The sequence below is a fragment of the Rhizobium sp. S96 genome, from assembly GCF_030382195.1.
Taxonomy (GTDB): Bacteria; Pseudomonadota; Alphaproteobacteria; order Rhizobiales; family Rhizobiaceae; genus Rhizobium.
This window is the reverse complement of the sequence record NZ_JAUDRY010000003.1, coordinates 180,254-195,908: the sequence shown is the minus strand read 5'-3', so window position 1 is coordinate 195,908 and position 15,655 is coordinate 180,254. Positions and strand designations below refer to the sequence as shown.

19 protein-coding genes are annotated in these 15,655 nt (G+C 58.8%); 18 read left to right on the top strand and 1 reads right to left on the bottom strand.

Annotation, left to right across the window (positions count from 1 at the left end):
- The first annotated feature begins 3 nt into the window (after positions 1-3).
- The 3 genes from QTL94_RS01905 to nusG are packed head-to-tail and all read left to right on the top strand — an operon-like array spanning position 4 to position 2,574.
- A complete protein-coding gene (locus QTL94_RS01905) occupies positions 4-651 on the top strand; it encodes a hypothetical protein (RefSeq protein ID WP_502944100.1) in 648 nt (215 codons plus the stop codon).
- Positions 648-1,898 (top strand): helix-turn-helix domain-containing protein, encoded by a 1,251-nt coding sequence (locus QTL94_RS01900; protein ID WP_289800400.1) that lies wholly within the window; start codon positions 648-650, stop codon positions 1,896-1,898. The genes QTL94_RS01905 and QTL94_RS01900 overlap by 4 nt, the downstream gene beginning before the upstream one ends.
- Positions 1,882-2,574 carry a transcription termination/antitermination protein NusG gene (gene nusG, locus QTL94_RS01895; RefSeq protein ID WP_289800399.1) on the top strand — a complete coding sequence of 231 codons (693 nt, stop codon included), beginning with the start codon at positions 1,882-1,884 and terminating at the stop codon, positions 2,572-2,574. The genes QTL94_RS01900 and nusG overlap by 17 nt, the downstream gene beginning before the upstream one ends.
- Positions 2,575-2,837: 263 nt before the next feature.
- Here the strand turns inward: nusG and QTL94_RS01890 are convergent, their stop codons facing one another.
- On the bottom strand, positions 2,838-3,233 hold the full coding sequence (locus QTL94_RS01890; protein ID WP_289800398.1) for a hypothetical protein: 396 nt from the start codon (positions 3,231-3,233) through the stop codon (positions 2,838-2,840).
- Between the two features lie 345 nt (positions 3,234-3,578).
- On the opposite strand from QTL94_RS01890, the gene QTL94_RS01885 reads away from it, so the two are divergent.
- From QTL94_RS01885 to QTL94_RS01815, 15 genes are all read left to right on the top strand, one after another.
- Positions 3,579-3,917: a hypothetical protein gene (locus QTL94_RS01885; protein WP_289800397.1), complete on the top strand. Its 339-nt coding sequence runs from the start codon at positions 3,579-3,581 to the stop codon at positions 3,915-3,917.
- 43 nt (positions 3,918-3,960) lie between these two features.
- The gene (locus QTL94_RS01880) at positions 3,961-5,613 is read left to right on the top strand and encodes a terminase large subunit domain-containing protein (RefSeq protein ID WP_289800396.1); all 1,653 of its coding nucleotides are present in this window, start codon (positions 3,961-3,963) and stop codon (positions 5,611-5,613) included.
- A gap of 1 nt (position 5,614) precedes the next feature.
- Positions 5,615-6,889 carry a phage portal protein gene (locus QTL94_RS01875; RefSeq protein WP_289800395.1) on the top strand — a complete coding sequence of 425 codons (1,275 nt, stop codon included), beginning with the start codon at positions 5,615-5,617 and terminating at the stop codon, positions 6,887-6,889.
- Positions 6,879-7,754: a head maturation protease, ClpP-related gene (locus tag QTL94_RS01870; RefSeq protein WP_289800394.1), complete on the top strand. Its 876-nt coding sequence runs from the start codon at positions 6,879-6,881 to the stop codon at positions 7,752-7,754. The genes QTL94_RS01875 and QTL94_RS01870 overlap by 11 nt, the downstream gene beginning before the upstream one ends.
- 18 nt (positions 7,755-7,772) lie before the next feature.
- On the top strand, positions 7,773-9,035 hold the full coding sequence (locus tag QTL94_RS01865) for a phage major capsid protein (protein WP_289800393.1): 1,263 nt from the start codon (positions 7,773-7,775) through the stop codon (positions 9,033-9,035).
- A 69-nt stretch (positions 9,036-9,104) separates the two neighbouring features.
- Positions 9,105-9,374 (top strand): hypothetical protein, encoded by a 270-nt coding sequence (locus QTL94_RS01860; protein ID WP_289800392.1) that lies wholly within the window; start codon positions 9,105-9,107, stop codon positions 9,372-9,374.
- A gap of 13 nt (positions 9,375-9,387) precedes the next feature.
- Positions 9,388-9,684 carry a head-tail connector protein gene (locus QTL94_RS01855; RefSeq protein WP_289800391.1) on the top strand — a complete coding sequence of 99 codons (297 nt, stop codon included), beginning with the start codon at positions 9,388-9,390 and terminating at the stop codon, positions 9,682-9,684.
- 4 nt (positions 9,685-9,688) lie between these two features.
- Positions 9,689-10,039 (top strand): phage head closure protein, encoded by a 351-nt coding sequence (locus QTL94_RS01850; RefSeq protein WP_289800390.1) that lies wholly within the window; start codon positions 9,689-9,691, stop codon positions 10,037-10,039.
- Positions 10,036-10,494: an HK97-gp10 family putative phage morphogenesis protein gene (locus QTL94_RS01845; protein ID WP_289800389.1), complete on the top strand. Its 459-nt coding sequence runs from the start codon at positions 10,036-10,038 to the stop codon at positions 10,492-10,494. The genes QTL94_RS01850 and QTL94_RS01845 overlap by 4 nt, the downstream gene beginning before the upstream one ends.
- Positions 10,491-10,901, top strand: a complete 411-nt coding sequence (locus QTL94_RS01840; RefSeq protein ID WP_289800388.1) for a DUF3168 domain-containing protein — start codon at positions 10,491-10,493, stop codon at positions 10,899-10,901. Before QTL94_RS01845 ends, QTL94_RS01840 begins: the two co-directional genes overlap by 4 nt.
- A 254-nt stretch (positions 10,902-11,155) precedes the next feature.
- Positions 11,156-11,611 (top strand): phage tail tube protein, encoded by a 456-nt coding sequence (locus QTL94_RS01835; RefSeq protein WP_289800387.1) that lies wholly within the window; start codon positions 11,156-11,158, stop codon positions 11,609-11,611.
- Entirely contained in the window at positions 11,611-12,036 is a 426-nt protein-coding gene (locus tag QTL94_RS01830) for a gene transfer agent family protein (RefSeq protein WP_289800386.1), read from the top strand. Before QTL94_RS01835 ends, QTL94_RS01830 begins: the two co-directional genes overlap by 1 nt.
- A gap of 141 nt (positions 12,037-12,177) precedes the next feature.
- Entirely contained in the window at positions 12,178-14,397 is a 2,220-nt protein-coding gene (locus tag QTL94_RS01825; protein ID WP_289800385.1) for a tape measure protein, read from the top strand.
- Positions 14,397-15,014: a hypothetical protein gene (locus QTL94_RS01820; protein WP_289800384.1), complete on the top strand. Its 618-nt coding sequence runs from the start codon at positions 14,397-14,399 to the stop codon at positions 15,012-15,014. The genes QTL94_RS01825 and QTL94_RS01820 overlap by 1 nt, the downstream gene beginning before the upstream one ends.
- Entirely contained in the window at positions 15,011-15,655 is a 645-nt protein-coding gene (locus tag QTL94_RS01815; RefSeq protein WP_289800383.1) for a DUF2163 domain-containing protein, read from the top strand. Before QTL94_RS01820 ends, QTL94_RS01815 begins: the two co-directional genes overlap by 4 nt.

Genomic DNA, 15,655 nt, shown 5'->3' with positions numbered 1-15,655 from the left:
CCAATGAGGGTTCTGGTCGGCTGCGAAACGTCAGGGCGCGTGCGGCGTGCCTTTGCCGATCGCGGCCATGATGCGTGGTCATGCGACCTGCTTCCTGCCGATGATGGCAGCAACCGCCATATCGTCTGCGATGTTCGCGATCTGCTTGGAGACGGGTGGGACCTGTTGGCGGTCATGCATCCGCCATGCACCCGACTTTGCAACTCGGGTGTACGATGGCTGACAACGCCGCCGCCTGGTCGCACCAAGCAGGAAATGTGGAGTGATCTCGAAGACGGCGCATCGCTGTTCTCCGACTGCTGGAACGCGCCGATCGAGCGCGTGTGCGTCGAGAATCCGATCATGCACAAGTACGCCAAGGAGCTGATACGCGATTATCAACCTCCGGCGCAGACGGTGCAGCCATGGTGGTTCGGAGATCCTGCGTTCAAGGCGACGTCGCTCTATCTTCGCGGCTTGCCGTTGTTGGTGCCGACGAACAAGCTTGTGCCGCCTGCGAAAGGGACGGATGAGCACAAGCGATGGTCAAAGGTCCACCGCGCCTCTCCGGGGCCGGATCGGTGGAAAATGCGCTCTGAGACGTTTCAGGGGATTGCCGATGCCTTCGGCGATCAGTGGGGCGGCTTGGCCTCCGGGCAGGTGGCCGCATGAGCGAGCCACGCCTTTCCATCATTCCGGGGTGGATCGTTACAGACCCGCGCCTGAAAGGCAAGGATCTGCAGGTTCTCTGCATGCTCGGCCGCAATGCCAACACGCGCCACGGCTGGTGCCGGCGCAGCCAAGTGCAGCTTGCAAAGGCACTGGACTGCTCGCGCTCGACCGTCCAAGCGGCCATCAACCGGCTCGTCGATATCGGCGCGCTGGAGCGTCGCGAGGTCGTCAGTTCAAGTGGCCGCGACAGTGCGCATTGGTATCGGGTGATCTACGATTCCAAGGTCGAAAGCTCTGCGTTTGATGCATGGGACGCGGAGGATGAAAAGGAATTTGATCCTACTTCCGACTTCGGTTCCGATGCACCCCCTGCCGGTATACCGGCACCCCCTGCCGATCCAGAGTCGGCACCCCCTGCCGGTTCTGGACCGGCACCTATTAACGCCTCTACCTTAACGCCTCCTGATAAACGAGAAGAGAGAGAGCGCGAGCGCGGATCTGAAAATCAGGAAGAAGATCCTGCGGTGATCGAGCGTGGCTTCAAGCGGTTCTTCCACGGTTGGAAGACGGCGATCAGCGACAGCGAACCGGATGCACGGCGTGTCTGGCTGATGTTGTCGGCTGAGAAGCGGGCGAAGGCCGAAGCGAAGTCTGCGGACTATCAGGCGGCGGCATTGTCGACGGGCAGGAAGCACCTCTGCTCGGCTGCCACGTATCTCAGGGAGGAGCGTTGGGAAAAGCTGCAGGAAACGACTGCAGCAGCGGCTTCGGCCGCGCCGGAAGCCTACTCCGCCTATTCGAGAGCCGGTCGCGGCCTTCTTCTCGCTGAACTGATGAGGCCGGAACGATACCTGCAGCTGACGATCCTGGAAGAGGTGATTGTCCGTGATAAGCCGGAAAAGCGCGATCTGATCTGGCGTGACAAACGAGAAAAGCAGGGATGGCCTGAGGCTGTTCGCCTGATCGAGACGACCGTCCAGCGCCGCAAGTTCAACGTCCCGCAACGCATCGTCGATGCATCCCAAGGTTTCGACAAGGTGAAGGTCGGGGGCGAGGTGTGGGAGGCATGGAAGCGTCTACACCACGCTCGTTGCTGGCCATGGCTGCCCGCTCCTGACGGGTTGGAGTGGATGCAGTTCCCCAGGCTGTCACCTGATATCGAGGATATCGACGAGGCCTGCGAGCATGCGCTGAGCGACTTCAAGAATGCAATCGGTATGGAGCGGGACAATGACGATGCAGCCTAAAATCACCGGAAAGAAGATCAAGTACCGCCCAATGATGGAAGCCGAACTGTCGTTGATCGAGCGCGATCGCGCCTATCAGCGGTCGACGAGGGCAGACCGAATCGCACGAATCGCAGCAGCAAAGCTGCGGGCTGCATCCAAGGAATTGATCGAAAGGAAGCCGAAAATGGCGAAATGGTACTGCCTGAGGGTGGAGAGCGGTCGGGAATACGCTGTGGAAAAGTTCTTGCAGGATGCGAAAGTCGAAGTGTTCATGCCGGTGGAAACAGTCGTTCGGGTTCACAAAGGCAAGGGAATTGAGAGCCTGAGGCCACTATTCCCGTCCTACATCTTGGTGCGTTGCGTTCCGTCTCCAGAGGCATTCCATGGGCTGCGCAGCAGCAAATACGTGGTCGATATCGTCGGCGGATCGGACGGATACCACGTCATCAGAAACGAAGATGTTGAGCTTTTCAAATCACTTAGCGTCTCTGGTGACGTTCCACGCATCGCAACCGATAAGACGATGAAGGACGGTGATGTCGCTCATATAACGTTTGGCCCATTCGCTGGATTCACGTGCGTTGTCGTCGCGGTGAAGTGGTGCCGGCAGGCTCGTGCGAAGGTTGTCATTGATGTCATGGGGAAGGCCTTCGAGATCGAGAGCATGCCACTTGCGTTTCTGAAAAAGTCATGACAGCAATTGTCGCACTGGATGAGCCGGACAAGCTAACCCTCCGATCCCCGATACGCGATATCGGGCAGAGCAGGCGCCAAGCCTCAGGGATATAGCCCCGACCCCAGCCTTGACGGCCTCGCATACGAGGCACCGATTCAAGGCCAGTGCTACAGCTATGAGATTGATACTGAGGCGGCCGAAAGGTCGCCTTTATTGCATCTAGGGATATGGGCAAGCTCACTTCTCTTAAGCCGCGTCTCTCAGCCCTTGGCTCGCGGCTGTCACCGATAGCGCCAGCAACACGGCAGGAAGCCGAAGCGCAACGCCATCGCGATCGAGACCAGTCTCAGGCTTGGCGCCAATGGTACAAGACCGCGAGGTGGCAGAAGCTCCGACAAGCGGCGCTTGTGCGTGATCACTACACCTGCAAGCAGACAGGCGTTCTCTGCATCGGGACATATCCTGCGGACAACAGTCCAGTCGCCGACCACATCAAGCCGCACCACGGCGATGAGCAACTGTTTTGGGACATCAACAACCTGCAGACGGTGAGCAAGGCTTACCACGACAGTCAGAAGCAGAAAGAGGAGCGGGCTCAGGCTCGTTGGTGATTTGATGGCGGAAGTGAAGCTTGATTGTAACGAGTTGACGGAGAACCTTACGATCTCAATTCGCATGCCTCGTGCCTTTGGCATCCGCATGTGGATGGTAGGTCGTCTGATAGCTCTCGCAGGCATGATCAGTGCCGTGAAGATCGAGGCGAAGCTCATCGACGAAGGACGGCCCTGAGCCTCCCAAGGGGGGTGGGTCGAAAGTCTGAAAGGCCTCGATCGCCTAGACCCGCGTCCCTCTCATTTGGAGATTTTTTTCTCGTGCATCAGGAAATCGACCTCTTCGGCAACCCGGTTGTAGACGCCCGAAGAGGGGTCGGTCGACCGTCTCACGAGGTGACTCCGAAAACTCGCAATAGAGTCAAGATGTTAGTAGCTCTCGGATGGGCAAACCCACGGATCGCCAACGCCTTGGCGATCTCGTTGCCCACTTTGCGGAAGAATTATTTTCACGAGCTAAAAGCCCGTGATGCAGCTCGCGACCAGATGGACGCAAGGCGACTTGAGCTGGCGTGGGAACTTGCCGAGGGCGGCAATGTCGGCGCCTTCAAAGAATTCGGTCGACTGTTAGAGCGCAACGATCGGATGGAAGTTGAGCGGGAACTCGGTTCCGCGCCCAAGAAGGACGAAAAGCCGTCTCCATCAGAGCGGCTCGGCAAAAAGCAGCTCGACGAGATCCGCGCGCGGGATGCTGATGCGGATCTAATGGCGGAGCTGGAGCAGGAAGCTTCACAGAATGCACGACACTGAGGAGGATCTGCCTCGCTTCGCTTGCCCCGACTGGTGGGACAAGTTGCTCGCCGGCCAGACGCCAATGGCTGATGTGCCATATGATAAGATCAAAGCCGGAAAGGCGATCGCGTTCTTTAATCGGCTTCGCTTGCCGGATGTGCCCGGCAATCCTCCCCTGGTGGAGGCGTGCGGCGATTGGTTTCGCGACATGTTGGCGGTCTTCCTCGCCAGCGAAGACCCGGAAACGTTGCTCCCAACGGTCTGGGAGCTGCTTTGCATGGTCCCGAAGAAGAACTCGAAGACAACGTATGTTGCCGGTCTGGCACTCACGGCCTTGTACATCATCGAGGCGCCTAATCGCCAAATGCTGCTGGTTGGTCCCAGCCAAAACATTTCCGAGCGCTGTTTTGACCAGGCGCAGGGCATGATCCGCCTCGATCCTAAGCTTGAGACGATCTTCAAGGTTCAGGATCACACGAAGACGATCACTCGCTACAAGACGGGCACGTCTCTGGACGTCAAGACATTCGACACCTCGATCGTCACGGGAGAGATCCCGATCATGACGATTATCGACGAGGTGCACGAGCTCGGAAAAAAGGCCAAGGCTGCGGCGGTGATGCAGCAAATTCGAGGCGGCGGCATCACTAAGCAGCGAGGCCGGCTGTTGATGATAACCACGCAGTCGGACGAGCCGCCGGCAGGCATTTGGCGCACTGAGCTGGATAAAGCTCGCAAGATCCGCGATGGAAAGGGTGGCCGATCGCCGATCATGTTGCCGGTTCTCTATGAGTATCCCGTCGAAAAGCAGCTCGATCAAGAGTTTTGGCGCAACCCGAAAAACTGGGGCTTGATCCTTCCGAACATGGGTCGCTCGATCGACCCTCAGGCACTGATCGACGACTATGAAAACAACGGCAAGGTCTCGAAGGAGGCCGAGCAGATATGGGCCAGTCAGCATCTCAACATCGAAATCGGTGTCGGCCTTGGTGGTGATGGTTGGTCCGGCGCGCTGCATTGGCAGAGCTGCATTGATGCGAAACTGTCCAGCCTCGATGCCTTGCTGAAGCGCTCCGAGGTTTGCACCATCGGCATTGACTGGGGCGGAGCGGATGACTTGGCCGCTCTCTATGTCCTGGGGCGTGAGAAGTACACAAAACGTTGGCTCGGCTGGGGAAGAGCGTGGGCTCGGAAGACGGTTTTCGAGCAGCGCAAGAGCATTGCGCCTCGCCTGCGCGGCTTCGAAGAAGATGGCGATCTCGAAATCGCTCGCTCTGGCGAAGAGCAGGCTACATCTGCGGCGGAAATCTGTCTCCGCGTGTTCGAGAGCGGGCTATTGCCCGAGCAGAATGGGATTGGTCTGGACAGTGCTGGGATCGCATTGCTTCTCGACGCCCTCGAAGCCGTAGGCCTTGAGCAGCCCCTCGTTCAAGCCATTGGGCAGGGTTGGAAACTGCAGACCGCGATCTCGTCGGTTCCTCTGAAATTGGAGGATGGACGTTTCCTCCACGGTGACCAGCCGATGATGGCGTGGTCAGTCGGCAATGCCAAGCAAACGCTTCGCGGCAGCAACTATGTCGTGACGAAGGAAGTGTCGGGCGCGGCGAAGATAGACATGCTTATGGCTCTCTTCAATGCAGCGATGCTGATGTTCCAGAACCCCGAAGCGGTAGGCATCTCCGTCTACGAAGAACGCGGAATAAGGATGGTATGACGTGAAGGTCTGGGATCGGTTCCGCTCAAAGAAGACAGACACTGGCAGCGTTCGTGCTGATGCTGTGGGCGACAGTGTCCAGATTTACTCACTGGATGATCCTCGGCTCGTTGAGTTCCTGCGTTTCGGCTTCGAAAGTCATTCCGGTGTGGCTGTGTCCGTTGATACGGCGATGCGCAATACCTCGCTGTTTCGTGCTTTCAGCTTGATCTCGTATGCTATCGGGATGCTGCCTTTCCAGTTGATCGACAACGATACGAAGGAGAAGGCGGCCGACCATCCCATCTACCGGCTGATGCATCGCGAGCCGAATGGATGGCAAACCGCATTTGACTTTCGCTCTCTCATGCAGCTGCGGGCGCTCGCGAACGGTGATGGCTACGCACGGATCGTTCGCTCCTACAGTGTGCGCCTAGGGCGCCGCGTTGTCAGCCAGCTGATACCTCTCGACCCGACGATGGTCACGCCGGTCCAGAACGGCGACTGGTCCGTCACCTATAGGTATCAACCGAAAAACGGGCTGACCCAACTGCTGTCTAGCCGAGACGTCTTTCATCTTCGCGGCCTCTCTCTTGACGGGCTGCGCGGCATTTCGCTCGTCAAACAGGCGAGAGACGCAATCGGGATAGCGCTTTCGGCTGAACTTGCTGCCGGCCGGCTCTTCAAGAACGGCACCTTCATCGGCGGCGTTTTAAGGCACCCTGGAAAGCTTTCCGACCCGGCTTTCGAGCGTTTGAGAGCCAGTCTGGCCGAGAAAGAGGGCGCCGATAATGCGGGGAAAAACCTTATCCTTGAGGAAGGGATGGGCTTCGAAGTGCCCGGCGGTAACGCTCGTGATGCCCAGCTTACCGAGATCCGAAAACTTCAGGTGGAAGAAATTGCCCGCGTCACTGGTGTGCCGAGACCGCTGCTCATGGTCGACGAAACCAGCTGGGGATCTGGCATTGAGGCCCTCGGTCGTTTCTTCGTCCAGTACGCGCTCGGTCCTTGGTTTACAGCTTGGGAGCAGTCGGTGGAGCGATCTCTCCTCGACGATGATGAGAAGGATCGGTTCTCCGCAAAATACAATGCCGGCGCTCTGCTGCGCGGCTCTATGAAAGACCAGGCAGACTTTTTCTCCAAGGCTCTTGGAGCAGGCGGCGCCCCCGGTTGGATGTCGCAGAACGAAGTGCGCGATCTCGCCGATATGCCGGCCACGGATGGCGGCAATGAAGTCAGTAAGGGCGCAATGAGCGCTCAGGCAAGCACCCCGAAAGGAAATGGCAATGACGTCTGATCGTCGCTCGATCGTTTTCGCGAAGGCCCGTCACGGTGCGCTTCCTCTGCCCGCCAACCGCGACGTCTGCGCCCTGACGAAATCGTCGGTGCTAGACAAGTGGGCGGCCGATGCTTCCGGCATTCGCGCAATCGAGCAGGGTGACAACGTCATCACCATGTTTGACGTTATCGGCGAGGATTACTGGAGTGGTGGCGGGATAACGGCGAAGCGTATCGCCGCACAGCTCCGTGCGATTGGTGATCGGCCCGTCGAGGTGCAGATCAACAGCCCTGGCGGCGACATGTTCGAGGGGATCGCGATCTACAATGTCCTTCGCGAACATCCGCAGGACATCACCGTCAAGGTCATGGGTATGGCGGCCTCCGCTGCCTCGATCATCGCGATGGCTGGCGATCGCGTCGAGATCGGCGCCGCGTCATTCCTGATGATCCATAATTGCTGGGTCATTGCGATCGGAAACCGTCACGACATGGCGGAAACGTCTGATTGGTTGGCACCGTTCGACCAGGCGATGGTTGACCTCTACGCTGCTAAGACCGGCCGCGATGCAAAGGACGTCGCGAAATGGATGGATGCTGAAACATACATGTCGGGATCTCAGGCTATCGAGCGAGGTTTCGCCGATGCGCTGCTCGCGGCAGATACCATGAAGGTCGACGAGGAGGCAAAATCCCGCGACATCGACATCAATGAATTGCGCGCACTTGAGTTGTCGTTGGTATCGGCCGGCAGCTCGCGCTCGGACGCTCGTGCGCGCATCAACAAGATCAAAGGCACGCCCGGCGCTGCCTCTGAAGCCACGCCCGGCGCTGGCGAAGACTGGGCCGGTCTTACCGGTTTGCTTTCCACCCTTAAATCCTGAAACAGAAGGAAGCTTCAAATGAAGCACGTTTCTCCCAGCGCCGCCCTCATTGCTGCGACGGCGCTCTCTACACCTCGCGCTGTCACGGGCCTTGGCATTCGTGCCGACGCAAACGACCCGAAGGCAATGATTTCCGCTCTCCAGACGGCATTCGAGGAATTCAAGAAGGCTCACGATGATAAGCTGAGCGCGAAGGCCGACGTCGTTGTGAGCGAGAAGGTCGACCGCATCGACGCCGCAGTCGGCAACTTCCAGAAGGCAATCGACGACCTCAATGCCAAGGTAGCTGCCGCTAACCTCGGTGGTGCGGTCATCGGCGACCTCCAGGCCGACCCCGAATATGTAAATGCCTTCAAGGCTCACATGCGAAAGGGTGATGTCCAGGCCGCGATGACAAAGGGGACCGACGCCGATGGAGGCTACCTCGCTCCTGTGGAGTGGGATCGCACCATCACCAACAAGTTGAAGGAAATCTCGCCTATCCGCGCCAACGCCCGTGTGATCTCTATCACTGGCGCCGGCTTCAAGAAGCTGTTCAACGACCGGGCAATCGGCTCCGGCTGGGTTGGCGAAACGGCGTCTCGCCCTGCCACCTCAACCCCGCAGATCGGCACCTTGGATTTCGTTCCCGGCGAAATTTACGCCAATCCAGCGATTTCGCAGCAGCTTCTTGACGACGCGGCGATCAACCTCGAACAGTGGCTTGCCGACGAAGTCGATACCGAGTTTGCCCGCCAAGAGGGCATCGCCTTTATCTCCGGCGATGGCGCGAACAAGCCATTCGGCATCCTCACCTATGTGACCGGCGCCGCAAACGCGGCGAAGCATCCGTGGGGCGCAATCCAGGTGGTCAACAGCGGCGCGGCCGCCGCATTCACCTCGGATGGCTTCATTGACCTGTTCTACAGCCTGCCGGCTGCGTATCGGTCGAATGCCAAGCTTTATGCCAACCGCCTGGCTCAGTCGTCCATGCGCAAGCTGAAGGACGGTCAGAACAATTACCTGTGGCAGCCGTCCTATGCCGCTGGCCAGCCGGCCACCCTCGCAGGCGAGACGATCGTCGAGGTTCCCGATATGCCGGGCGTGGCGGCGAACAACATCGCAGCACTCTACGGCGACATGGATGCGACCTACCTCGTTGTCGATCGCGTCGGCATCCGTGTCCTTCGTGATCCCTTCACCAACAAGCCGTTCGTGCATTTCTATACGACCAAGCGCGTTGGCGGCGGCGTCCACAATCCGGAGCCTATGCGCGCCCTTAAAGTCGCAGTGAACCCCTAGTCGACCTGAAGCAATACGGGAGGCGGTTTTCGCCTCCCGCGTTCCAATCATCAACCAGGAGGCATCATCATGGTTACGAAGAAGGCTAAAACGGTCGAGACGATCGATCCTAACGCCCCAACGGGAAGTGTCGCGCCTGCCACGGAGTTTGATCCTTCGGGTGCGCCGATCCAGGCTGTTGCTGACGTCGATCCGTCACATCCGGCTGTTGATGCGGATCCCCGCGCCAACACCACCGAAGAGCAGAACCGGATCGATTTCAATGACCCATCTCTCTCCGGCTCTGAGGCCGCCGCCAAGGCACTCGGCTACAAGCCTGAAAACGGCGAAGATAAGTAAGGAAGTCCGCGCTATGGGAAACGTCGTCGTCCTCTCCACTGGCCCGCTCTACACGCTCGCTGAAGTGAAGGAGCATTTGCGCGTCGACACCGATGACGACGACGTGACTATACAAGCGTATATGAATGCTGCGGAATCCGCCGTTCTTCAGTATTGCAACATTTCGCTCGTGCCTGTTGGGACTGAACAAGTCTTCAAGGTTGCAGCGATGATGTACGTCGCCTCGCTTTACGAAGATAGAGGTGGTTTAGACGGATTACCTAGGTCGAGCCGGCTACTGATCGACCCCTACCGCTGGCTGAGGGTGTGAGGCAATGGCCGAGAAGCGCTCCGCAGGGAAACTGTATTTCGCAGTGGCGTTCGAAGAGAGGCAGGATCTCGATGATGGCGCTGGCAACGTGTCGTCTGGCTGGGTCGAGCGTTTTCAGTCTCGCGCTGGCTACATAGACATGCGTGGCGGTGAGGCGGTGATCGCCAGCCGTTTACAGGGGCAGCATACCCTTGTTGTGTTTGTCCGTGCATCGTCTCAGTCGAAATCGGTCACTTCCGACTGGCGCATCCGCGACAATCGCGACGGGCGGATCTTCAATATCAGGGATATCACCATCACCCCAGATCGGGCATGGATCGATTTCCTTTGCCAAAGCGGTGTTGCTGAAGGATGACCGTCACCGGGCTGGACCGGCTTCGACTGAAGCTGACGCGCCGCATTCCCGACACCGTTAAAAAGCGGGTGCGCGATGCGATGGAGCAAAGCGCGAACGAAGTCGTCGAAACGATGAAGAGCCTCGTAGCGGTCGATAGCGGCGAGCTGAGAGACAGCATCGCGTGGACCTGGGGCGATGCTCCGAAAGGAGCCTTGGTCCTCGCGCGCAGCTCGAAGCGATCCTCAGACTCGATGCGGATCACGATTTACGCGGGCGGTGGCGGCGCATTCTACGCTCGCTTCGTCGAGTTCGGCACCCAGCCGCACATCAATAAAGGCCTGTACGCAGGTTCGCATAATCCCGGCGCCCCCGCTCAGCCTTTCTTCTTCCCTGGTTGGCGCCTGGTTAAGCGCCGCGTGAAGGGACGCGTCACCCGCAACATCAGAAAAGCTATCAAAGAGGCGGTTGCATGAGCCCAGAGGAAGAACTGCAGAGGCTCCTCTATTCGTCGTTGACCGGCTTCTCACCTCTCATGGCCCTGATATCCGGCGTGTATGACAGGGTTCCTGAGAAACCTTTCGGGTCGAAAGAGGCCTACATCAGCTTTGGGCCGTCCGATGCGTCAGACGATAGCTCCGACTGCATCCTGAGCGGGGAGTACAACTTCCAGCTCGATTGCTGGAGCCGTAAGTCGGACCTCGATGTTTCCTGCAGACGGATCGTCGGTGCTGCTCGCAAGGCGCTGCGCGGAACCCACTCGCTAGCTCAGAACGCTCTGGTCAGCCTGTCAGTGCCGTTCACGCAGGTTTTCCGCGATCCAGACGGGCTCACGAGCCACGGCGTCGTTCGGGTGCGCGCCATTATCGAGGAGGCAGAGTGATGGCTTGGGCAATCTTTCACGTCGAAAGCAACTGGCGCCGGTCGAAAACGAGCATCTACTCCTTCAATGCCAAGGCATCCTCCGATCCACAGTGCCGCCCCAAGGATTTCATCGCGTACTGCGTTGGTAGGGGTTGGGCAACCGAGGTTCCCGCTCCTCGTCGAGACGTGGCGAAGCGCGCAAACAAGAAATCCTAACGTCAACCGGGCTGATGCCCATCACGCCCGTTTGGGCCTTTGCTTATGGAGAGCACAATGGTTAAGCCCGTCAGCGCGGAGTTTCAGGACTTCGTTCTCGAACTTGAGACTGCCACCCCTGGAACCTTTGCTAAGATCTGCGGCATCACTTCTCGCGGCATCAGCCGACAGACCAACCTACAAAGCAGCTCGACGCCGCGGGATTGCGAAGACGAGAGCCTGCCGCTCGAAGTGAAAAAGTCGGTTGAATCGTCGGAAGTGTCGATGACCGCTACCGGCACCTGGGCAAGCCAGAGCCACGAGATGATGCTCGACTGGTGGTATTCGGGCGCGAAGAAGAACGTCCGTCTTTATCATGCCAATGCGGCAGTTGGAGACACGGAATATGAGACCGGCGGAGCCTACCTCACCTCGCTCGGCAATGAGGTCGAGAAGGGCCAGGCTGTCACCGCCAGCATCGAAATCCAGTTTGACGGCGTTCCGACACGCACTGCCAAGGTGGAAGCGCCCTGATGCGAGGCACCGACATCACGTGGGAAGGCGGCGAGCACGCCTTCCTGCTTAACATAGCACTCCTTCGCGCCTTGCAGGTGAAGTGCGACGCTGGTCCGCAGCATATCCTGCAGCGTCTGTCCGATGGCCGGTGGATGGTCGATGACGTCATTGAGCCTATTCGCCTCGGTCTTGAGGGTGGCGGGATGTCGAAGGCTGACGCTCGCGTGTTGGTGCAGAAGCACGTCGAGGACCTTCCGCTTACGATGTCCGTCATGACGGCCCGGATGGTACTGATGGCATCTCTTTTCGGCGTGGATGACGATACGCCGGGGGAGCCGAAAGCGGGGGAGGAGAAGACCCAAACCCGCGACCGCGAGGAAAATGGCGCTTCTCATCGATCTACCAGTGGGCCGGAATCCTCCACCGCGACGTCGGAGAAATGACGCTCTGGGAGTTTTCCTGTGCATTGGAAGGCCTGAGGTTGGCAAATGGCGACAGCGCCGATGCCAGCGCACCGATGAATGGCGACCGCCTAGCTGAATTGGGCATCGTCGGGTTCTAAAACCTGAGCTACCGAGGTTCTCTTGGCTGACATCGAAAAACTTGTCGTCGCGCTGGAAGCCAGAACGAGGGCCTTTGAGAACGCGCTCAACCGCGCCAATGGCGTAGCGAACCGTCGGGCCAAGGATATTGAGACCCGCTTCACGAAGATGAACAAGGCGATCACCTCTCGCTTTGCGGCGACGGGGGGTGACATTGCCAAGGCTTTCGCCGTCATTGGCGGGGCAAAGGGTTTCCAATCGCTCTCCGATTCTGCGACGAACATCACAAACGCTCTCAAGGTCGCGGGGCTTTCGGGTGATGACCTGACGCGGACCTATGACCGCCTCTTTGCGTCAGCACAGAAGAATTCCGCTCCGATCGAGAGTCTGGTGCAGCTCTATAGCCGTGTATCTCTCGTTCAGAAGGAGCTGGGCGTCTCCAGTGATCAGCTCGTCGGCTTGACCGACAACGTCGGCAAGTCGCTTCGGTTGTCTGGCTCCAACGCGCAGGAGGCAAGTGGTGCCTTGATGCAGCTGGCCCAGGCGCTGGGCAGCAACAAGATTCAGGCTGAAGAGTGGAATTCGCTGATCGATGGCATGCCAGGCCTTCTTCAGGCAGCGGCTGCAGGGATCAAGCAGGCCGAAGGCTCCGTCTCCAAGCTCACGCAGTTGGTGAAGAGCGGCAAGATTTCGAACAAGGCGTTCTTCGACGGGATCGAGGCGGGCTCATACGTTCTCGACGATAAGCTGGCCGGAAGCACCAAGACAATCGAGCAACGCTTTACGGACCTGCGCAACGCGCTGATCAATGCGACATCCAAATTCAACGAGAATTCGAAGGCCGCAGAGACCGTAGGCAACGCTATCGGCGGCATTGCTAGCGAAATCGACAATGTCAACTTCGATCAGCTGATAACACAGATCGGCGCGGTTGTGGGCGCGTTGCAAGAGGCTCGGGCTTCCTCCGAGAACTTCCTTTCAAAGCTCTCGGAGATTAGTGGTTTCGACGGCATTGGGCGCAGCATCGTCAATATGCTGCCAGGTGTGACGGAAGGCGGTTCAAAGAGCTACTTCGGCGGTGCCCTGACTATTACCAGCACCGCAAATATCACTGATCGCATCAACGAAGCGTTTGAAAGTCAAATCCAGCAGGCTGGCGCCCTAACGTCTGAGGCGATCAAGAACAGCGTACTCGGCCAGAATGGAAACAAGAAGGGTCGCATAGCTCCCCTGCAAGGGCCCAACCTTCCGGCCGGCTACAAGAAGCCGACGGTGGATATCGACGATAGCAAGTACAAACCGTTGTCGACGGACGGGGCGGGCAAGACCAAGCGCGCCAGGCTCGACGAGTACGAGCGCAGCGTCAAGCAGATCACCGAGCGGACGGCCGCGCTCAATGCGGAAACCGCTGCGCAGTCCTCGCTCAACCCCTACATCAATGATTATGGGTTTGCGTCCGAGCGTGCAGCAACGGCGCAGGATCTTCTTTCAGCAGCCCAGGCGGCCGGGACCGCTGCGGGGAAGGAGCTTACCGACGTTCAGCAACTGCTGAGCGGCCAGTTCGATGGCCTTTCACCGAAGGCGAAAGCGCAAGCGGAGGCGATGTTGCTTCTCGCCAACAATTCCGCGCAAGCCGTGGTGAACTCGAACCAGCTGCATGAATCGCAGGATCGCCTGCGGCAAAGCATGGAAGAGTGGCGCGACCTTAGTAAGGATGCCACTAAGGGTTTCATCCAAGACTTGATCGAAGGTAAGTCCGCGATCGATGCGTTGAGTGGCGCGTTGCAGAAGCTTGGCGACAAGCTCCTCGACGGCGCTCTGGACAGCCTCTTTGGGGCGGGCGGTAGTAACAACTGGTTTTCCGGTCTGTTTTCCAGCCTTTCAGGCGGAACGGTGAAGGCTGCAAGCGGTGGGCACATACGCGGTCCCGGAACGGGAACGAGCGATAGCATTCCCGCCCGTCTGTCTGACGGCGAATACGTCGTCAATGCAGCCGCGACCAGAAAGCATCGGGATCTTCTCGATGCCATCAACAGTGGACGGATGCTGCGCCTAGCCAAGGGAGGCTTGGTGTCTGCCCCATCTCCTTCAACGGCGCCGGGAGGCGGTTTCAGTTTTAGCTTCGCGCCGGTGCTGAACGCCGATGGGGCGGATGCCTCTGAGCTTGCTGCCCTGCGAAAGGAGCTCGCTCGTATGAGAGCCGAGATCCCCGGAACGGTCGTGGATGCCGTGAAAAACGCTCAAAAGAGGCGCATACTCTGATGGCAATTGCATTCCCCCGTGAGTTGCCCGATGTGCGCTACGCGACAGCGGATCTCATACTGAATGACGCGACAAAAGCCTCGCCCTCAGGGGCACGGCTTATCAATTATACCCAGGTGGAAGATCCCGTCTGGGAAGCGAAAATGACTACTGGTCCGCTCCTGCCGTCCGAATATGCGGTAGTGGAAGCATGGTGGCTCTCGCTCCGAGGAGGACTGCGGACCGTTCTCTTTCGCCATCCGTGGGCTTGCTACCCGCTAAACCACGTCAATGCCCAGGCCCCTGCGAATGATGCTGGCAACCTGGTGTCTGTCTCTGGAGGCAACGTTCTCTCCATCAATAGCGTCGATGCGGCCTTGTCTCTGGTTATTGGGGATCGGATCGGCCTGGAACGCGCGGGTCGCTATTATGTCGGCCGTACGACTGAGATCGCCGGTTCAGGTGCGACACGGACGATCACGGTCGAACCTCCGCCCTTCGATACGGTGGCCCAGCCTGGTGCGGTTGTCCGCTTTGCAAAGCCTGCGCTGGTGATGCGTTCGGTTCCGGGTAGCTTCCAAGCTCCGCGTGACGGGCGGTTTTACACGGTTTCGTTCCAGCTGACGGAAAGCCAATGACCCTCTCGACGGAAGTCAAAGCTCTTTACGATGCGGGGCGCATCTCTACACGTCAGATGGTCCGCATCCAGCTCGGGTCTGGCCTCTACGGATTCATAGCCAGACGCGAGCCCCTGACCTATGCCGGCGTCACTTACCAGCCCTTCGGTTTGATTGAGGTTTCTGATATCGGCGGCGGGACCGGGACGGCGGCGGATGGCGGGTTTACGCTGACCCTCGCGGAGAGCAAGGATTTCGGTCTCACGCCGGCGATCCTCACCCAGATCGAAAGCGAGGACTATCGAGATCGGCCAGTCGTTGTCTACGATGCCCATTTCCATCCGGACACAATGGCACTGATCCAGGTCGAGGCAGTCGCTCGCGGCTACCTCGATGTGATCGAGCACAACGTCGACGAGACACGCGGCTATTTCCTGACCGCTCGGTGCGAGGGTCGGCAGCTTGACTACTCAAGGCAGAACGGCCGGAAGCGAACAGTCGCCGATCAGCAGCGCCGCGACCCCGGCGATAGGTTCTTCGAACATGCGGCAACCGCTGGCCGCGTTGATATCGCATGGGGCAAGGCGGTCGGCTCTGCCGTCAATACGGCGAAGAGTGCAGCCGCCGGCGCAGCGCGTGCCATAGGTTTTAAGGGACTGTAA

Excerpts from the sequence above, each read along its gene's own strand:
- QTL94_RS01905 (WP_502944100.1), top strand. The coding sequence starts at position 4 with ATGAGGGTTCTGGTCGGCTGCGAAACGTCAGGGCGCGTGCGGCGTGCC.
- QTL94_RS01900 (WP_289800400.1), top strand. The coding sequence starts at position 648 with ATGAGCGAGCCACGCCTTTCCATCATTCCGGGGTGGATCGTTACAGAC.
- nusG (WP_289800399.1), top strand. The coding sequence starts at position 1,882 with ATGACGATGCAGCCTAAAATCACCGGAAAGAAGATCAAGTACCGCCCA.
- QTL94_RS01890 (WP_289800398.1), bottom strand. The coding sequence starts at position 3,233 with ATGCGAATTGAGATCGTAAGGTTCTCCGTCAACTCGTTACAATCAAGC.
- QTL94_RS01870 (WP_289800394.1), top strand. The coding sequence starts at position 6,879 with ATGACGTCTGATCGTCGCTCGATCGTTTTCGCGAAGGCCCGTCACGGT.
- QTL94_RS01865 (WP_289800393.1), top strand. The coding sequence starts at position 7,773 with ATGAAGCACGTTTCTCCCAGCGCCGCCCTCATTGCTGCGACGGCGCTC.
- QTL94_RS01860 (WP_289800392.1), top strand. The coding sequence starts at position 9,105 with ATGGTTACGAAGAAGGCTAAAACGGTCGAGACGATCGATCCTAACGCC.
- QTL94_RS01855 (WP_289800391.1), top strand. The coding sequence starts at position 9,388 with ATGGGAAACGTCGTCGTCCTCTCCACTGGCCCGCTCTACACGCTCGCT.
- QTL94_RS01850 (WP_289800390.1), top strand. The coding sequence starts at position 9,689 with ATGGCCGAGAAGCGCTCCGCAGGGAAACTGTATTTCGCAGTGGCGTTC.
- QTL94_RS01845 (WP_289800389.1), top strand. The coding sequence starts at position 10,036 with ATGACCGTCACCGGGCTGGACCGGCTTCGACTGAAGCTGACGCGCCGC.
- QTL94_RS01840 (WP_289800388.1), top strand. The coding sequence starts at position 10,491 with ATGAGCCCAGAGGAAGAACTGCAGAGGCTCCTCTATTCGTCGTTGACC.
- QTL94_RS01835 (WP_289800387.1), top strand. The coding sequence starts at position 11,156 with ATGGTTAAGCCCGTCAGCGCGGAGTTTCAGGACTTCGTTCTCGAACTT.
- QTL94_RS01830 (WP_289800386.1), top strand. The coding sequence starts at position 11,611 with ATGCGAGGCACCGACATCACGTGGGAAGGCGGCGAGCACGCCTTCCTG.
- QTL94_RS01820 (WP_289800384.1), top strand. The coding sequence starts at position 14,397 with ATGGCAATTGCATTCCCCCGTGAGTTGCCCGATGTGCGCTACGCGACA.
- QTL94_RS01815 (WP_289800383.1), top strand. The coding sequence starts at position 15,011 with ATGACCCTCTCGACGGAAGTCAAAGCTCTTTACGATGCGGGGCGCATC.